19 protein-coding genes are annotated in these 16725 nt (G+C 50.9%); 17 read left to right on the top strand and 2 right to left on the bottom strand.

Annotated features, from left to right (window positions below; translation table 11 throughout):
* The first annotated feature begins 165 nt into the window (after positions 1-165).
* From smc to ADA01nite_RS07905, 17 genes are all read left to right on the top strand, one after another.
* The gene (gene smc, locus ADA01nite_RS07985; RefSeq protein WP_146809424.1) at positions 166-3726 is read left to right on the top strand and encodes a chromosome segregation protein SMC; all 3561 of its coding nucleotides are present in this window, start codon (positions 166-168) and stop codon (positions 3724-3726) included.
* 25 nt (positions 3727-3751) lie between these two features.
* Entirely contained in the window at positions 3752-4747 is a 996-nt protein-coding gene (gene ftsY / locus ADA01nite_RS07980; RefSeq protein ID WP_146809423.1) for a signal recognition particle-docking protein FtsY, read from the top strand.
* Positions 4748-4844: 97 nt separating this feature from the next.
* Positions 4845-5189 carry a YlxM family DNA-binding protein gene (gene ylxM, locus ADA01nite_RS07975; protein ID WP_146809422.1) on the top strand — a complete coding sequence of 115 codons (345 nt, stop codon included), beginning with the start codon at positions 4845-4847 and terminating at the stop codon, positions 5187-5189.
* 10 nt (positions 5190-5199) lie between these two features.
* On the top strand, positions 5200-6555 hold the full coding sequence (gene ffh / locus ADA01nite_RS07970) for a signal recognition particle protein (protein WP_146809421.1): 1356 nt from the start codon (positions 5200-5202) through the stop codon (positions 6553-6555).
* Between the two features lie 95 nt (positions 6556-6650).
* Entirely contained in the window at positions 6651-6926 is a 276-nt protein-coding gene (rpsP, locus tag ADA01nite_RS07965) for a 30S ribosomal protein S16 (RefSeq protein ID WP_146809420.1), read from the top strand.
* A gap of 30 nt (positions 6927-6956) precedes the next feature.
* A complete protein-coding gene (locus tag ADA01nite_RS07960) occupies positions 6957-7184 on the top strand; it encodes a KH domain-containing protein (protein ID WP_146809419.1) in 228 nt (75 codons plus the stop codon).
* A gap of 63 nt (positions 7185-7247) precedes the next feature.
* Positions 7248-7670: a YlqD family protein gene (locus ADA01nite_RS07955; RefSeq protein ID WP_146809418.1), complete on the top strand. Its 423-nt coding sequence runs from the start codon at positions 7248-7250 to the stop codon at positions 7668-7670.
* Positions 7667-8185 carry a ribosome maturation factor RimM gene (gene rimM / locus ADA01nite_RS07950; protein WP_146809417.1) on the top strand — a complete coding sequence of 173 codons (519 nt, stop codon included), beginning with the start codon at positions 7667-7669 and terminating at the stop codon, positions 8183-8185. Before ADA01nite_RS07955 ends, rimM begins: the two co-directional genes overlap by 4 nt.
* 17 nt (positions 8186-8202) lie before the next feature.
* Positions 8203-8976, top strand: coding sequence for a tRNA (guanosine(37)-N1)-methyltransferase TrmD (gene trmD, locus ADA01nite_RS07945; protein WP_146809416.1), 774 nt, complete (start codon positions 8203-8205; stop codon positions 8974-8976).
* Between the two features lie 145 nt (positions 8977-9121).
* Positions 9122-9469, top strand: a complete 348-nt coding sequence (rplS, locus tag ADA01nite_RS07940; RefSeq protein ID WP_146809415.1) for a 50S ribosomal protein L19 — start codon at positions 9122-9124, stop codon at positions 9467-9469.
* Between the two features lie 84 nt (positions 9470-9553).
* On the top strand, positions 9554-10123 hold the full coding sequence (gene lepB / locus ADA01nite_RS07935) for a signal peptidase I (RefSeq protein WP_146809414.1): 570 nt from the start codon (positions 9554-9556) through the stop codon (positions 10121-10123).
* A gap of 32 nt (positions 10124-10155) precedes the next feature.
* Positions 10156-11055, top strand: coding sequence for a ribosome biogenesis GTPase YlqF (gene ylqF / locus ADA01nite_RS07930; RefSeq protein ID WP_146809413.1), 900 nt, complete (start codon positions 10156-10158; stop codon positions 11053-11055).
* 368 nt (positions 11056-11423) lie between these two features.
* Complete coding sequence (gene rnhB / locus ADA01nite_RS07925) at positions 11424-12197, top strand: ribonuclease HII (protein WP_146809412.1); 774 nt, start codon at positions 11424-11426, stop codon at positions 12195-12197.
* 29 nt (positions 12198-12226) lie between these two features.
* On the top strand, positions 12227-13705 hold the full coding sequence (locus ADA01nite_RS07920) for a TP0910 N-terminal domain-containing protein (protein ID WP_146809411.1): 1479 nt from the start codon (positions 12227-12229) through the stop codon (positions 13703-13705).
* Entirely contained in the window at positions 13702-13983 is a 282-nt protein-coding gene (locus tag ADA01nite_RS07915) for an EscU/YscU/HrcU family type III secretion system export apparatus switch protein (protein ID WP_146809410.1), read from the top strand. Before ADA01nite_RS07920 ends, ADA01nite_RS07915 begins: the two co-directional genes overlap by 4 nt.
* Positions 13980-14345 carry a YraN family protein gene (locus ADA01nite_RS07910; protein WP_146809409.1) on the top strand — a complete coding sequence of 122 codons (366 nt, stop codon included), beginning with the start codon at positions 13980-13982 and terminating at the stop codon, positions 14343-14345. The genes ADA01nite_RS07915 and ADA01nite_RS07910 overlap by 4 nt, the downstream gene beginning before the upstream one ends.
* A gap of 135 nt (positions 14346-14480) precedes the next feature.
* Positions 14481-14672, top strand: a complete 192-nt coding sequence (locus ADA01nite_RS07905) for a hypothetical protein (RefSeq protein ID WP_146809408.1) — start codon at positions 14481-14483, stop codon at positions 14670-14672.
* Positions 14673-14702: 30 nt separating this feature from the next.
* Here ADA01nite_RS07905 and sda read toward each other — a convergent pair whose 3' ends face one another.
* Both sda and ADA01nite_RS07895 read right to left on the bottom strand, forming a co-directional pair.
* On the bottom strand, positions 14703-14834 hold the full coding sequence (sda, locus tag ADA01nite_RS07900) for a sporulation histidine kinase inhibitor Sda (RefSeq protein ID WP_146809407.1): 132 nt from the start codon (positions 14832-14834) through the stop codon (positions 14703-14705).
* A 189-nt stretch (positions 14835-15023) separates the two neighbouring features.
* On the bottom strand, positions 15024-16571 hold the full coding sequence (locus ADA01nite_RS07895; RefSeq protein ID WP_146809406.1) for a YifB family Mg chelatase-like AAA ATPase: 1548 nt from the start codon (positions 16569-16571) through the stop codon (positions 15024-15026).
* Between the last annotated feature and the right edge of the window lie 154 nt (positions 16572-16725).

Here is a 16725-nt window from a genome sequence, read left to right as displayed (position 1 = left end):
CCCTTTCTCTCATTTTCATGTCCGGGTTGCGGCTGAGACGCCATGGCGGTTCTTTGTGTATAGTGACATCTCTTTGTGACAGTGATACATTCTTATAAGAGAAAGCCGCTTGATAGGGACTACCCCTACATCCGGGCGGTGACAAGGAGGATGAGGAGCGAATCTATGTATTTAAAGCGCCTCGAAATTACAGGGTTTAAATCGTTCGCCGACCGTACGGAACTGGAGTTCGTGCCCGGCGTGACGGCCGTTGTCGGCCCTAACGGCAGCGGCAAAAGCAACATCTCGGATGCTATCCGCTGGGTGCTTGGTGAGCAGAGTGCTAAATCGCTGCGCGGCGCAAAAATGGAGGACATTATTTTCTCCGGGAGCGATTCGCGCAAGCCGGTTAATTTCTGTGAAGTGTCGCTGACACTTGACAACACCGATCAGCAGATAAAGATGGATTTCTCTGAAGTTACCGTTACCCGCAGAGTCTATCGCTCGGGTGAAAGCGAATATTATATTAACCGACAGAGCTGCCGGCTGCGCGATATTATCGAATTATTCATGGACACAGGCGTTGGCAAAGAGGCGTATTCCGTTATCGGCCAGGGACGGATTGAAGAGATTTTGAGCACGCGTTCCGAAGACCGCCGAGCGCTCTTTGAGGAAGCGGCCGGGATTGTCAAATATAAAGCACGCAAAAAAGAAGCGGTAAAAAAACTGGACGAGACCGAGCAAAACCTTGTGCGTGTGCAGGACATCATGGGTGAAATCGAGGAGCAAATCCAGCCGCTTGCCGAACAAGCCGAGAAAGCACGCACGTATTTATCGCTGAAAGAAACGCTCGCCCAATATGAAATCGGTTTGTATGTAAAGCAGTTCGATTTGCTGCATGCTGAATGGGAAGAGACGAAATCGCTCGTGGAAAAACTTACGAGCGAGCAGATCGAGCGGTCGGCTAGCATCAACCGGATGGAAGCCCAAACGGCCGACTTGCGCGCATTTGTGAGCGAACAGGATCAGGTGCTTGAAGAATTGCAGCAGCGCCTGCTTACCGTCACTGAAGAAGGAGAGAAAAAAGAAGGGCTTAGGGAAGTGCTCCGTGAACGTCTGCGCAATTACAGCCAAAACAAACAGGACGCCCGCAGCAAAGCAGTAGCGCTTACTGAGAAGCAGGAGGCGCTGCGTATACAGATTGCGGAGGCGGCACAGCAGGTAAAAGCAGCTGAAGAGCAGGTTGCAGAGCTGACAAAGGAACTGCAGTTGGAGCAGAAAAGATATATGAATTTCGCCAGATTTTCCGATGGTGACATCGAGCGCCTAAAGGCCGACTACTTCGATATCTTGAATCAAATGGCATCCATGCGCAATGAAATCCGCCATCATCAGCAGGCGCTCGAGATGAACCAACAGCGCTGGGAACGTCTCGAATCTAGCAATCAGCAGCTCATTGAGCAGAAAGAAAGCCTGACCAGCCGACGCACCGAATTGGAAGATGAGCTGGCTTCGGTGTCTAAGCGCCTGGCCGAAAATATGGACGCGTTTAAAAAGAAAATGGCGGCGCAAAAAGAACAGGCAGCTCAAAAATCGCGTTGGCTTCAAGCGTTGCGTGAAGGCGAGCAAAAACTAAACGGTATGCTTTCGCGCCGTGACGTAATAAAAGAGATGCAGGCTGATTTTTCCGGATTCATGCAGGGTGTCAAGGAAATTCTAAGAGCGCGCGAACAAGGCTTTGCAGGCGTGGAAGGTGCGGTGGCTGAGCTGATTTCCGTTGAAAAGCAGTATGAGACGGCAATCGAAATTGCACTGGGCGGCGCCTTACAGCATGTCGTGGTGGAAAATGAAGCGGTAGGGCGCCGAGCCATCGGGCTTTTAAAGCAGCGTCGAGCTGGACGGGCTACATTCCTGCCGCTTGATGTCATTAAGCCGCGTCAGATACCGGCGGGCGAGCGCGCCCGTGTACAGGAGATGGACGGTGTCGTTGGTGTGGCGGCGGAGTTGGTTCGCTGTGCGGAACGATATCAGTCTATCGTTTATAATCTTTTAGGCAATGTAATGATTACCGAAACGCTTGAGCAGGCCAACGCGGTCGCCCGAGCCCTTCAGTACCGCTACCGCATTGTGACGCTTGAAGGCGATGTTGTCAACCCGGGCGGCTCGATGAGCGGTGGGTCCGTGCAGCAGAAATCGAATCAATTGTTGGGGCGTCAGCGTCAACTCGAACAATTGGAAGAGGAGATTGCCCGTCAGAAGCAGGCCAATGAAGAGTTCTATACCCGGTTAGAAGCGATAGCCGCAGAAGAAGAAGTCTGGATACAAGAGCAGGAACAGATGCGTGCAGCAGGCGAGCAGCTTCGCTTCAGAGAGCAGGAGATAAAAGGGCTGCTGCGTGAGCTGGACCATTCAGAGAAAACGATTGCGGAACGCTGGGAGTTCTTCCAGCAGGATCAAGCTGTGCTGGACAAAGAGCGTGAGCAGGCCAAGCATCGCATCGCGGCAATCGAAGAAGAACTGGAAGAGCTGGCGATTGCCGAACAAGAGAAACAGCAGGAAATTGAAGCGGCGGAGAGAAGCAAAAAAGAAAAGGAAACAAACAAAGAAGCGCTGAACGATCGTATTACCGAATTGAAAGTGCAGGTAGCGACGCGCAAGGAACAATATGAAGCGCGTCTTTTAGAATATAACCGCCTGGAAAAAGATCTGCAGGAAGTGACTGCCGAGCTTAGCGCGACGACGAAGACACTGCTTCTGCTCGATTCGGGCACCGCTACAAGCGATGAGGAGGAAGAGAAGCTCGATCGGGAAATCCGTGCCCTGCGCGCCGAGAAAGAGCAGTACAGCGCCCACATTCAGGAACAACGCAAGAAACGGCAGGATGTTCAGGCACGTTTGGCTGAGCAGGAAGCGGAAGTAAAAGAGATGCGCCGCCAGCTTAAAAGCGTGGAAGAAAATCTCTACAGGCATGAGGTTAAAGTCGAGCGTATGGACGTGGAGCTGGATAATCTGTTGAACAAGCTCCGGGAAGAGTACGAGCTGAGCTACGAGATGGCCAAGGCGAACTATCAACTGCCCGATGATGTGGAGGAAGCGGCCAAGACGGTCAAGAGTATAAAACAGCAAATTACCGCACTCGGCACAGTCAACGTAGGCTCAATTCAGGAGTACGAACGACTGCATGAGCGGCAGGAATTTCTGCTGTCACAGCACCGCGATCTAAGCGAAGCAAAAGCGACGCTGTACCAGGTTATTGCTGATATCGAGGCGGAAATGTCGCGGCGGTTTAAAGAAACGTTCGATGCGATTCGCGCTCAGTTCCAACAAGTTTTCACGCAATTGTTTGGCGGCGGCCGGGCAGACTTGCAGCTATCCAATCCGGATAATCTTCTTGAGACCGGGATCGAAATTGTGGCCCAGCCTCCCGGAAAGAAACTTCAGTATCTTGCGCTTCTCTCCGGCGGGGAAAAAGCACTGACCGCCATCGCGCTTCTCTTTTCCATTCTGCGGGTAAAACCGGTGCCGTTCTGCGTACTCGATGAAGTGGAGGCGGCATTGGACGAAGCGAACGTTTCGCGTTTCTCCCAGTACCTGCGGGAATTCTGTGAGAAAACGCAGTTTATCGTCGTTACACACCGGCGCGGGACGATGGAGGGCGCTGACGTGCTGTACGGCGTAACGATGCAGGAATCCGGAGTATCGAAGCTTGTTTCCGTCCGTCTTGAAGACGAGACGATGGTGTCATAAATCTCAGGAAGAAAGGAAGCATGACATGAGTTTCTTTAAAAAGCTGAAAGAAAAAATCTCCGGTCAGACGGAAGCGATTACGAATAAATTTAAGGAAGGTCTGATGAAAACGCGCGGCGCGTTTGAAAAAGTGGAGGATTTGGTGCGCCGCTATAAGCGCATTGACGACGAGTTTTATGAAGAATTGGAAGATATTTTAATCTCCGCCGACGTCGGTGTTAACACGGTGATGGAGCTGGTCGATGATTTGCGCAACGAAGCGCGCAAGCAAAGAATTGAAAATGCACATGAGTTGCAGCCTGTCCTCTCAGAGAAACTGGTTGGACTTCTGCAGGGAAAAGATGAAGATACGTCGCTGAATATTGAAGATGGACGCCTTAACATCATCTTGTTTGTCGGTGTGAACGGCGTCGGCAAGACGACCACCATCGGCAAGATGGCACATATGCTCAAAAGTCAGGGCAAAAAAGTGCTGCTGGCTGCAGGGGACACATTCCGTGCAGGTGCGATCGACCAGCTTGAAGTCTGGGGTGAGCGTGTTGGCGTAGAAGTGGTCAAGCAGCAGCAAGGTTCCGACCCCGCTGCCGTTATTTATGATGGTATTCATACCGCCAGGGCGCGAAAAGCGGACGTCCTGCTGTGCGACACGGCCGGTCGTCTACAGAATAAGGTAAATCTGATGGAAGAGCTTGCAAAGATTAAGCGGGTCATCTCCCGCGAAGTTCCGGATGCGCCGCATGAGACGCTGCTCGTGCTGGATGCGACTACCGGCCAGAACGCGCTTAGCCAGGCGAAAGCGTTCAGCCAATCTGCTGAATTGTCGGGCATCGTACTGACAAAGCTTGACGGTACAGCGAAAGGCGGCATCGTCATCGCCATTCGCAACGAATTGCAGGTACCGGTCAAATATGTCGGCCTCGGTGAGAAAATGGACGATCTGCAGCCGTTCAATGCTGAACAATTCGTCCATGCGCTGTTCGCCACATCGATCGAAAAAGAGATGGAACAAGAAGAAGAGTAAAGAGAAAATGCTTGACACTTATTCATCACTTCTGTATGATTATGTCCTGTAAAGGAATTGATCTTTACACGAATTTCCGTACACGGGGGCAGATCCCATGCTGGAGGAAACCACGCGTCTGCATTTATTGTACGACTTTTACGGCAAACTGCTGAAAGACAGGCAGCGCAAATACTTTGAGATGTATTACCGCGACGACCTGTCGCTCGGCGAAATCGCGGAGATTGAGGACATCAGCCGTCAGGCGGTGTTCGAACAGGTGAAGCGGATTGCCAAGACGCTCGAAGATTATGAACGCAAGCTCGGTCTTCTGGCGCGTTACGAAAAACGGCGCGCTTTACTCGAAGAACTGCAACGGGAATTGTCTACAGAAGAGCCACAAGAGTTGCATTCACTGGAAATCGTGCGCAAGCTTCTTGCGTTAGAAATGGAGATAGATTAGGAGGCGGACCATGGCGTTTGAAAGCTTAGCCAGCCGACTGCAATCCACGTTTGACAAGCTGCGCGGCAAAGGGAAAGTCACGGAAGAAGACGTTACCAAGGCGATGCGCGAAGTGCGTCTTGCCCTGCTGGAAGCGGACGTTAACTTCAAAGTCGTAAAAGAATTTGTAAACCGCGTCAAAGAGCGGGCCATTGGGCAGGATGTGCTCAAGAGTCTTACGCCTGGCCAGCAGGTCATCAAGGTCGTAAACGACGAGTTGACCGAGTTGATGGGCGGAGGGCAGAGTAAACTTGCCGTAGCCAGCCGGCCTCCGACAGTCGTTATGATGGTCGGCCTGCAGGGTGCGGGTAAGACGACGACGACGGGGAAGCTGGCCAACTACCTGCGTGGAAAGCAAAACCGCAAACCGTTGCTTGTTGCTTGCGATATCTACCGTCCGGCTGCAATTAAGCAGCTTGAAGTTGTCGGGAAGCAGTTGAATATCCCCGTGTTTTCGATGGGGGATAAGGTAAGTCCGGTCGAAATCGCCAGGGCGGCGATTGCGCATGCAAAAGAGCAACATTTCGATTACGTGCTAATCGATACCGCCGGGCGCCTGCACATTGACGAGACGCTGATGGGCGAGCTGCAGGAGATAAAAGAGGCAACCAGGCCGAACGAGATTCTGCTTGTGGTAGATGCCATGACAGGTCAGGATGCTGTCAATGTGGCGGAAAGTTTCAATAACCAGCTTGATTTGACAGGCGTTGTGCTGACCAAGCTGGATGGTGACACCAAAGGTGGTGCTGCGCTCTCCGTTAAGTCCGTAACTGGCACGCCGATTAAGTTTGTCGGTATGGGTGAGAAGATGGACGCGTTAGAGCCGTTTCATCCGGATCGAATGGCCAGCCGGATTCTCGGCATGGGCGATGTGCTCACGCTTATTGAGAAAGCGCAAATAGACGTAGACGAAGTGAAAGCGAAAGAACTCGAGCGCAAAATGCGCAACGCTGAATTTACGTTTGAGGATTTTCTGGAACAGATGGCGCAAGTCCGTAAGATGGGACCGCTTGATGAGTTACTGAATATGATGCCGGGCATGAACAAAATCAAAGGCATGAAAGATTTGAAAGTCGACGAGAGTGCCTTAAATCGCGTCGAAGCGATCGTCCGGTCTATGACGACCCAGGAGAAACAGCAGCCGGAAATCATCAATTCCAGCCGCCGCAAGCGCATCGCGAAAGGAAGCGGCACGACTGTTCAGGAAGTAAATCGGCTCATCAAGCAGTTTGAAGATATGCGCAAGATGATGAAGCAGTTTACAAAAATGACGGACAAAGCGAAGAAAAAAGGCGGGGGCTTCAGGTTTCCGTTCTTTGGGCAATAACATTGTGTTTGTTTGAAACTAAGTCTTTTCATTTATGGATGACTTTGTTAAAATAACTAATTAGTGTGCAAAACACAACTTGGAGGGAATAACAAATGGCAGTAAAAATTCGTTTAAAACGTATGGGTCAAAAGAAAGCCCCTTTTTATCGTGTGGTAGTAGCAGATTCTCGCGCGCCGCGTGATGGCCGCTTCATCGAAGAAATCGGAACATACAATCCGGTAGCGCAGCCAGCGCAAGTTGAAATCGACGAAGAAAAGGCAATGAAATGGCTGACTACAGGCGCTCAACCGACAGACACGGTTCGCAGCTTGTTTCGTAAGCAAGGTCTGCTGCAAAAGTTCCACGAAGTAAGAAACAGCAAAAAGTAGTCCATTCTATTCAAGCGGGAGGATTAACGGGTGAAATCATTAATTGAAGTGATTGCCAAAGCTCTTGTTGACCATCCCGACGCCGTGTCGATTGAAGAGGTGACGCAGGAGGGCAGCACTGTCTACCGATTGTCCGTTCATCCGGATGATATGGGCAAGGTGATCGGAAAGCGGGGGCGCATTGCTAAGTCTCTTCGCACTGTCGTGGGCGCGATGGCCATGAAAGAAAACCAGCGCGTGACGATCGAAATTGTATAGAAAGCATAGATAAAAGCTGGGAGAAAACATCCCAGCTTTTCTTAGCGTTAAACGGAGGTTACCATGATGCTGACAGTGAAACGCAAAGTGAAAGTCATGATGGTATTGACCGAGACATCGCGCAAACAGATGCAGGAAGAGTTCGCCGACATGCGCAAGCGTTACGAACTGGAGCTTGAACAGCTGAATTTCCAGGCTAAAAAATTACTGCAGGAAGCGCAGCGGAAAGGGCGGGATGCGCTTGAGATTGTTCAGCGTCGGCTGACCCAGGAGAGGCAGGCGCGCGAAGAGAAGCTATCCCAGGTTTCTTTCCAGTTGGACCAACTGGCCAATCTCCCGCTCGGCAGCGAGCTTCACTATACAACGGTCGAGAGCGACGTGGAGGTAAAAGTCGGCGATGATTGGGGAAAGGTAATGACAGGCACAGAAATTGTGCTGCAGGACGGAATTGTGAAAGAAATTCGCGAAAGGGGAACAGAAGCGTGAGCGGAGAGTTTTTCACCGTAGGCAAGCTAGTAAACACGCACGGCATCCGCGGCGAGGTCCGCGTCATTTCGGAAACGGACTTTCCGGAAGAGCGGTACCGGGAAGGCAGCGTGCTGTATTTGTTTCACCCGGAGATGAAAAAACCCGTGCCACTGACAATCGATTCGGCGCGTGTGCATAAAAATTTTTATCTACTGACATTTAAAGGGCATCCGTATATACAGGACGTGGAAAAATATAAAGGCGGCGTATTAAAAGTAAGAGCGGAAGATCGTGACGAATTGCCGGAAGGGGAGTTCTACTTTCAGGATATCATTGGCTGCGAAGTGTTTACAGAAGAAGGCGAGAGGCTGGGTGTCGTTAAAGAAATCCTCCAGCCGGGGGCCAATGATGTCTGGGTGGTTAAGCCGGATAAAGGAAAAGACATTCTTCTGCCGTATATCGATGAAGTCATCAAGCAAATCGACGTGGCAAACAAAAGGATTACTGTGCACTTGCTTGAAGGATTGATTTAGGAGGCTGGCTTACAGGCATGAAGATTGATATTTTAACGCTGTTTCCCGAGATGTTCGAGGGCGTTCTTGGGGCAAGCATTGTAGGTAAAGCTGCGCAAAAAGGTCTTGTCTCGTTTCGCCTGGTGAATTTTCGCCAGTACTCGGGCAATAAGCATGGACAGGTAGATGATATGCCGTACGGAGGCGGTGGAGGTATGGTGCTGAAACCGGAGCCGATTTTTCGTGCTGTCGAGTCACTGACCGAATCGGGAGCTAAAACAGGCGGAGAGATCGAGGCTATATCCGATTCAAAGAAGCCGCCGCGTGTTGTTTTGCTCTGTCCCCAGGGAAAGCGATACAATCAGAAATTGGCGGAAGAGCTGGCTTGCGAGGACCATCTCATCTTTATCTGCGGTCATTATGAAGGATATGATGAACGCATCCGTGAACATCTAGTAACGGATGAAATCTCCATCGGGGATTATGTGCTGACCGGCGGAGAGCTGCCGGCTATGGTTATTATCGATAGCGTGGTGCGCCTGCAGGAAGGAGCGCTCGGCAATGCGAAGTCTGCGGCAACCGACTCTTATAGTACCGGGCTTCTGGAACATCCGCATTATACCCGTCCCGCTGAGTTTCGCGGCTGGAAGGTGCCTGACGTGCTTCTATCCGGCCACCATGAAAAGATTGAAAAGTGGCGGCTTAAAGAGTCGCTGCGCAGAACGCTTACGCGCAGACCTGATCTGCTTGAAGAACTTGAGGAAACAAAAGAAATAAAAAAAATGGTAGAAGAGCTTAAACAAGAGTTGTAACCAGGATTCGGTTATGATATGATATTTCTTGTGAGCCGATTTGGTTCGGATTAAGATGGTCCTCTTCCTATTGTGAGGTTGCGGTGTCGAACACGGCCGTCTACTTCGCATACGGAATGAACATCTGCTGGAAGGAGGAAACCTCATGCAACATATCATTCGTGAGATTACCCAGGCGAACATGAAACAAGACATTCCTAGCTTCCGCCCTGGTGACACAGTACGTGTGCACTTAAAAGTAGTTGAGGGGCAGCGTGAGCGTATTCAGGTGTTCGAAGGAGTTGTAATCAAGCGTCGCGGAGGCGGCATCAGCGAAACTTTCACAGTTCGTAAAGTTTCTTACGGTGTCGGCGTTGAGCGTACATTGCCGCTCCACTCTCCGAAAATCGACAAAATCGAAGTCGTACGTCACGGTAAAGTCCGTCGTGCGAAACTGTACTACCTGCGCGACCGTGTGGGTAAAGCAGCACGTATTAAAGAAATTCGTCGCTAATGCGAGAGAAAAGGAGCTTGATATCAAGCTCCTTTTTTTGCAGGATAAAAAACGGAACCATCCATCATCGAAGGAGGAAATTGAATGGTTGACGAGACCTCCTCTGAGACAACCAAAAACAAAAAGGGGAAAAACGAAACGTGGGAATGGATTAAAGCGCTGGGCATCGCCGTGGTGCTTGCGCTCATTATCCGTACCTTTTTGTTTGCACCGTTTCTTGTTGACGGTTCATCCATGATGCCGACGCTTGAAAATGGAGAACGCCTGATTGTCAGCAAGTTGATTTATTACATTCAGGAACCGAAACCTGGCGATATTATTGTCTTCCACGCCACTAAGGAAAAAGATTATATTAAACGGGTGATTGCGACGGAAGGACAGACGGTAGAAATGAGAGATGACCAGCTATACATAGACGGGAAACCGGTCGATGAACCGTATCTGAAGCAGTATAAGGAACAGGCGAGAGCGGAAGGCTATGTGCTAACGGAAGATTTCGGTCCGGAGAAAGTGCCTGCGGGTGAGATTTTCGTCATGGGAGATAACCGCCGCAACAGCACGGACAGCCGCGTCATCGGTCCTGTCCCTGTTGAAAATGTGGTGGGGCGTTCCGAGCTTGTTATCTGGCCGCTTAATAAAATTCGCTTAAACTAGCTTGAATTTATAATGAAATGTAGGTGAGGCATATGACGATTCAATGGTTTCCGGGTCATATGGCCAAGGCGCGTAGACAGGTCACGGAGAAACTGAAGCTTATCGACGTCGTTATCGAGCTTTTGGATGCCAGGCTTCCGCTCTCAAGCCGTAATCCGATGATCGATGAGATTGTCTCCGGTAAACCGCGCTTGATTCTTTTGAATAAATCGGACCTGGCTGATGAGGCTGTAACAAAGGCCTGGATACAGCATTTTGCGGACAACGGTATCAAGGCGTTGCCGATTGATGCATTATCCGGCGGCGGCGTGAATAAGCTGCCGCAGGAGTGTCAGGCGCTGGTCGAAGATATGATGGAGAAACGACGCGCTAAGGGCATGCAGGACAGGGCTGTTCGCGCCATGATACTCGGGATTCCGAACGTAGGTAAATCGTCGCTCATGAACCGACTGGCCGGCCGTAAAGTGGCGCAGACGGGAGACCGTCCGGCAGTGACGAAAGCCCAGCAGTGGGTGAAGGTGGGGAAAATACTGGAGTTATTGGACACGCCGGGGATTCTATGGCCGAAGTTTGAAGATCCGCTTGTCGGCCTGCGTCTTGCGGCGAGTGGTGCGATTAAAGATGAGCTTATCGACTTTCAGGAAGTGGCGCTGTTTGTTGTGGCGTATTTACGGATGTATTATAGCGACGCGCTGCAAGAACGCTATCAGTTGAAGGATTTGGCTGAGAGTAAGCTTGCTATCCTTGATGAAATCGGACGCAGGCGCGGCTGTTTAGTGAGCGGTGGCCACATCGACTATGATAAGGTTGCCGAATTAATCTTGCGCGAGCTGCGCGGTGGGAAGCTGGGCCGTGTTTCGCTCGAACGTCCAGGCGATGCGTTTACAGTAGAGATGGCGCGCGTGAGCATGGATGAAATTACGCCATATTAGAGAGTTGCAAAGCTTCGGTGTGAAAAGCGGGAGGAAATAAGAAATGGGGATTTATGGAAGACAATCACGCTTTTTACTTAAACTTTTCCTCACTGTATTTCATAATAGTAAAAACGTGCAGCCAAAGCTGCACGTTTTTGTTATATAAATAAGGCTCAACACAGGCTCTGGGGTTGACAGGTCCTTATACAATGGGCGAGCGCGCGCGGCTTTTGGGGAGGGCTTTTTGCTTCCCTGTGGAGCGTAACCAAGTGACATACCTATCCTTATCTCTTGTCCTTTGCCATCCATTGTGTACGTGTCAAATCGTCAACTACATGTTTTGGTGTTGAGCCTCAAATTTTTTACAGAAAAGAAGGAGCATTCTTATGAATCCGGCTAAAATGACGATAAAAGAGGTAAAAGAATTTTTATTTGCACACGAAGAGCTGACGGAAGAGACGCAGGCTTTGTTTTCTGCTGACACACGGAGCGGTGTGCAGGCGGCGTATAAACAATGGCAGCGGCGCAGAGAGAAAGCCGGACAGCTTCGTCAGCGTTGGCTTGACATGAGCAAAAATGAGCGAGAGTTGTGGAATAAGGGATATACGCACATTGCGGGGCTGGACGAAGTAGGGCGCGGGCCGCTGGCGGGACCGGTTGTGACGGCGGCGGTCATCTTGCCGCAGGACTTTTATTTGCCGGGCCTGAACGATTCAAAGAAAGTTCCTCCCGCCAGGCGCGAGACAATGTATGAGCAGATTATGGCACAAGCTGTCGCAGTTTCAGTAACGCTGAGCGACGCTGCACTTATTGATGAAATTAATATTTTTCAGGCGACTCTACGGGCCATGCGTATGGCTGTTCAAGAGCTTTCCGTCACACCGGACATCACGCTAAACGATGCGGTGACCGTGCCGGGCCTGTCCATCGAGCAGAGGCCGATTATCGGCGGAGACGGTAAAAGCGTGTCTATTGCCGCTGCATCTATCGTGGCCAAAGTGGAGCGGGACCGCATCATGAAAAAATACGATGAGCAGTACCCCGGGTACGGATTTGCATCCAATATGGGATACGGCACAGCCGAGCATTTGGCAGCGCTGCGCAAGCTGGGACCCTGTCCCATTCACCGGCGCAGCTTCGGCGGCGTGCTTACTCCATAGCACGGAAAACAAGAGCAGGAGGGAGCAGCATGATTCATGGCTTCATGACAGGCCGAATTTTTCAACAGTTGAATAGAATGCAACCTTCCCTGGTCGAGCTCATTCCCGGACAAGTGTTTCAGGGGAAAGTACTGAAACTATTTCCGGATAATTTAGCGACGGTACAGGTAGGCGGATTGACGGTTACGGCCCGTCTGGAAACTCCGCTGGAGCTCGGCCAGCGGACGTGGCTGCAGGTACAACCGGGTGGACAACCGGTTACGCTTAAGGTCATCAGCCAGCCTGGAAAGCCGGAACAGGCTTCTGAAGCCAGCATGGAAGGGTTGGCCAAAGGGCTGGGGGTACCGGTTACAAGAGAGTCGATTTCACTTCTGAAGAAAGCGGTTGATACGGGCATTCCGCTGCGGGCGGACTCGCTGCGCTCGTTCCGGCAGCTTGCCGCCGAATTCGGAGAAGATCCTGCAATGGAAGAGGCTGTCTTGCTAGCGGCGAAAAAGGGGCTTCCGCTTACAAAAGATACCGTGCTCGCCCTGCGTGCATTTATCAAAAACGCAAACCTGGATGGGGAGATGGGCAAGCTGTTCCGTCTGGTTGAACAAACGCTGACCGATGCGGAGTCGCTGCCTTCGGACATGAAAGAGACGCTGCAACGGCTTTTTATCCAAACGGAAGGAGCGAGGGAGGCGGTGGTCCAGGTGAAAAACGCAATTGTTTCACTGCAACAGACCGCAAATCCGGCAGGACAGCAGAACGGAAAGGTTGATCCGAAGAACTCCCGGTCAGCTCTGCAAAGCCTGCAGGGTGAACAAGATCAAGTAGCTGGAAACGAATCGCTATCGTCTCCATCATCTCAGGGAATGAAACAGGCAATTACCGATTTATTCGAACGCCTTGGGCTCACCCACGAACGAACACTTGCCCGGATGACAGGGGAAAAAGCGGCGGAAGTGGAGAACATAAAATCTACGTTGCTTTATTTGTTACAGCATCCGAAAGCGGATGCGCTGCCTGCCACCGTAAGGGAGCAGATGCAGCAGTTTGTGCATCAGGTAACCGGACAGCAGCTTATGATGGGAGCGGGTTCTGAGAATAATGCATTTGTCCAGGTGGCGATTCAACTGCCTTTGCCCGGCCAGGAAGACGGCGAGAATGCGCTCATTCACATTGAATCGCGCAAAAAAGGCAAAGGTGAAATTGATCCCGACAATTGCCGCCTGTTTTTCTATTTATCCATGCAGAACATAGGGGAGACAATGCTTGATGTGTCCATTGTCAATAAAATCGTCTCCCTCCATCTTTACAACAATCGTGAAGGGCTTGAGGCATTGGTACGTGCCCTGCGTGCCTCGCTGGAGCAAAATCTGGCCAAAGAAGGGTACCGCTTATCCGGGCTGCGCGTATCGGAAATGCCGGAAGAGCGTCAGCAAGAAGACAGCAAACCCACTCCGCCGCTTCCGCTGCCGAATTCAAGCCTGGTCCATTACAAAGGGGTGGATTTCCGCGTATGAAGAAGCCGTATCAACGCAAGAGTGCCGTGGCGCTGCGCTACGAACCCGGCGAAGGCGAGGCGCCGCGGGTTATCGCTAAAGGCAGGGGACATGTAGCCGAGAAAATTCTTGAGCAGGCGGAAGCGCACGGCGTACCGGTCCAACAGGATCCGTCGCTTGTAGAAGTGTTGGCCAGCCTGGAGTTGAACGAACAGATTCCGGTAGAACTCTACCAGGTAGTGGCGGAGATACTGGCGTTTGTTTACCAAACGGATCGTGGGAGCAGACGGAAATTATGAAGAAAACAAGCAGGCAGCTCGGTGCTGACGGAGAGACATTTGCGTGCCGATATTTAGAAGAGAAAGGGTATGTACTGGAATGTCGTAATTATCACACGAGAACAGGGGAAGTTGATTTAATTATGCGCGATGGGGAATGGCTGGTATTTATCGAAGTAAAGACGCGCACCAGCGATTTGTACGGCCATGGATGTGAAGCCATTACGCCGGCTAAACAGCGTACCATTCGCAGGACGGCACTGGAGTATTTGCATAAGCGTAAAGAAGAACACAAGCTGTCGCCCAGGTTTGATGTCGTCGTGCTTACGTATCGCCGTTCGATTCCTGAGCCGGAAGTTCTGCATATTTCGCATGCGTTTTAAAAATAGGCGGAGAAAAAAGAGCCGGACCGTGGCACCTGTCCACATGAAATCATACAAGTTTGCATATAGTATAGTGTACTCGACGTGTAACACCTCCTTTTCTCGCACCTGCGGTTTCGCAGGTGCTTTTTTTCTGTGAAAATCGTGAAGAAAGAAGGAGAGGGAAGGGGAAAAAAGATCCAGAGAAGAAAAAGGCGTTCGCCTTTTTCCACATTAAAATCCTCTTCTCCTTCTTTCCTTTTTTTCTTCACACCGCAAAAGTCAGCCGCCCCTCTTATGATTTTCATGTCGGGGTTGCGGCTGAAAAGTCATGGTGGTTTTCTGTAAAAAATAAAGCAGATGACTGGCATCTGCTTATCAATGGGGCGGTAAATGTAAGTCCCGCCTGTTTATTTCTTCAATTAACAGTGCGATGAACTCCTTTTCAAGGCCAAGATGCATCGCTTTCACATAGGCATCAAGCAACGCATCGTCTGAAAGTAAATGCATAGACGCCTCCCCTTGTTTTCTGTCATTTTCCATATTGTAACATCGGCGCTTTTTCGGAACAAGCGTTCCGTTATCCACAGCTTTTTGTGAATAAGTTGTGCACAAAATTTCAGATCCGCTATGAAATCTAGGTTTTTTTTGTAGATATCGTTATCCACAGCGATTTATGTCGAAAAGTTTTTATCCGGCTTACTCTTTCCACTGTTTTTGTTCCAGCGTCCTGTATTGAAACGCCTCGGCAATATGCTCTTCCCGTATATCATCACAATCTTCTAGATCGGCAATAGTACGGGCCAGCTTCACAATCTTATCGTAGGAACGATTACTCATGCCGCTTGTTTGATAGAGAGCGGAAAGCCAGCTCTGCACCGGAGTAGAAAGTGAAATATAGCGTGCAATCCATCGGCCTGATAATTGAGAATTCGTGCGGAAAGCCGCATCACGGTAGCGGTGCTTTTGCCTTTCCCGCGCCGCCTGTACCCGTCCGCGCATGATGCGAGAAGTCATCGAGACGTCTTCTTTCATTTCATCGATTCGCACCCGCGGTACTTCTACCTGAATATCCATCCGATCAAGCATCGGTCCGGACAATTTCTTCCAATAACGCCGAATCTCCCGTATCGAACATGTACACGGGTGGCCGTCCGTCTCAAAGCGGTAAAATCCACACAGACATGGATTGCATGCGGTAATAAGCAAGAATCGACAGGGAAACGAAAGCTTCGACTCCTGACGGAGGATAGTGACCTGTCCGTCTTCTAACGGCTGGCGCATTGTCTCGAGTACGTTCCGCGAAAACTCGGTCCACTCATCCAAAAACAGCACGCCAAGATGCGCGAGGCTCAGCTCGCCCGGCTGCGGAAATAGGCCGCCTCCGAGCATGCCTACAGTCGTGATGGAGGAATGCGGAGAGCGAAAAGGAGGGTAAGGAGCCTGTCTCCACCGCTCCGCAAGCAGCCCGCATGCACTGTAAATGGAATCGACTGTAAGCGATTGTTCTTCATCGAGCGGTGGGAGAATCGTCGGAAAACGACGCGCCATCATCGTCTTGCCCGTACCCGGCGGCCCGATCATAGCAAGATGATGTGCACCTGCTGCCGCCACTTCCATTGCTCGCTTTACGTGTCTCTGCCCTCTTACATCGCTAAAACACTCAGGTACATCGTCCTGTCCCGCCTGCTCATGTAGAATGCGTCCGCCGACTGTATCTACCGGAAGCTGGTCATCGGCAAATGAGCCGTATTCTATGCACTCTTTCAGCGTGGCGACGCGTAAAATCGGCAGTTTTACCCGCTCTACATCCTCTTCACACATAGCTGGAATAACGGCACCCGCAAACCCCGCCTGCCTGGCTGCGAGAATCATCGGAAACAGGCCGTGCACCGGACGCAGTTTTCCTTCAAGCGACAGCTCGCCAAGAAACAGCCAGTTTGCAAGGCCGTTCCGGATACTGGCCTGTCCGCTTCCAAGCAGGATGCCGACCGCGATGGCCAGATCGAGCATGGAGCCCGCTTTCCGAACGTCTGCCGGAGCCAGATTCACCGTAATGCGCTGCAGCGGAAATGAATACCCGCTATTCTTAATGGCTGACTTGACCCGATTGCGCGCTTCCCGTACGGAAGAAGCGGCCAGCCCGCTAATTTCGAAGTGCGGCAGTCCGTTCGCAATATCAACCTCGACTTCCACCCCCACCCCCTGCACTCCCAACACCGTAGCACTGTAAACTTTCGCAAGCATATTCGCTACCCTCCTTTTTGTTAAAAATTAACATATTTTGAGTTTAATTTCCAGATTTTATTTTGTCTGCTGACACAAAACCACCATGCCCAATTAGCCACAGGCCCTGCCATGAAAATGAAAGGAAGAGCGGCTGACTTTTGTGGTATGAAGG

It is taken from the genome of Aneurinibacillus danicus (assembly GCF_007991215.1).
GTDB classification, from domain to species: domain Bacteria; phylum Bacillota; class Bacilli; order Aneurinibacillales; family Aneurinibacillaceae; genus Aneurinibacillus; species Aneurinibacillus danicus.
Note: the sequence above shows the minus strand (reverse complement) of the source record. Positions and strands in the feature narration are given on the sequence as shown.

Coding starts and splice junctions, on each gene's coding strand:
- smc (WP_146809424.1), top strand. CDS start 166: ATGTATTTAAAGCGCCTCGAAATTACAGGGTTTAAATCGTTCGCCGAC.
- ftsY (WP_146809423.1), top strand. CDS start 3,752: ATGAGTTTCTTTAAAAAGCTGAAAGAAAAAATCTCCGGTCAGACGGAA.
- ylxM (WP_146809422.1), top strand. CDS start 4,845: ATGCTGGAGGAAACCACGCGTCTGCATTTATTGTACGACTTTTACGGC.
- ffh (WP_146809421.1), top strand. CDS start 5,200: ATGGCGTTTGAAAGCTTAGCCAGCCGACTGCAATCCACGTTTGACAAG.
- rpsP (WP_146809420.1), top strand. CDS start 6,651: ATGGCAGTAAAAATTCGTTTAAAACGTATGGGTCAAAAGAAAGCCCCT.
- ADA01nite_RS07955 (WP_146809418.1), top strand. CDS start 7,248: ATGATGCTGACAGTGAAACGCAAAGTGAAAGTCATGATGGTATTGACC.
- trmD (WP_146809416.1), top strand. CDS start 8,203: ATGAAGATTGATATTTTAACGCTGTTTCCCGAGATGTTCGAGGGCGTT.
- rplS (WP_146809415.1), top strand. CDS start 9,122: ATGCAACATATCATTCGTGAGATTACCCAGGCGAACATGAAACAAGAC.
- lepB (WP_146809414.1), top strand. CDS start 9,554: ATGGTTGACGAGACCTCCTCTGAGACAACCAAAAACAAAAAGGGGAAA.
- ylqF (WP_146809413.1), top strand. CDS start 10,156: ATGACGATTCAATGGTTTCCGGGTCATATGGCCAAGGCGCGTAGACAG.
- rnhB (WP_146809412.1), top strand. CDS start 11,424: ATGAATCCGGCTAAAATGACGATAAAAGAGGTAAAAGAATTTTTATTT.
- ADA01nite_RS07920 (WP_146809411.1), top strand. CDS start 12,227: ATGATTCATGGCTTCATGACAGGCCGAATTTTTCAACAGTTGAATAGA.
- ADA01nite_RS07915 (WP_146809410.1), top strand. CDS start 13,702: ATGAAGAAGCCGTATCAACGCAAGAGTGCCGTGGCGCTGCGCTACGAA.
- ADA01nite_RS07910 (WP_146809409.1), top strand. CDS start 13,980: ATGAAGAAAACAAGCAGGCAGCTCGGTGCTGACGGAGAGACATTTGCG.
- sda (WP_146809407.1), bottom strand. CDS start 14,834: ATGCATTTACTTTCAGACGATGCGTTGCTTGATGCCTATGTGAAAGCG.
- ADA01nite_RS07895 (WP_146809406.1), bottom strand. CDS start 16,571: ATGCTTGCGAAAGTTTACAGTGCTACGGTGTTGGGAGTGCAGGGGGTG.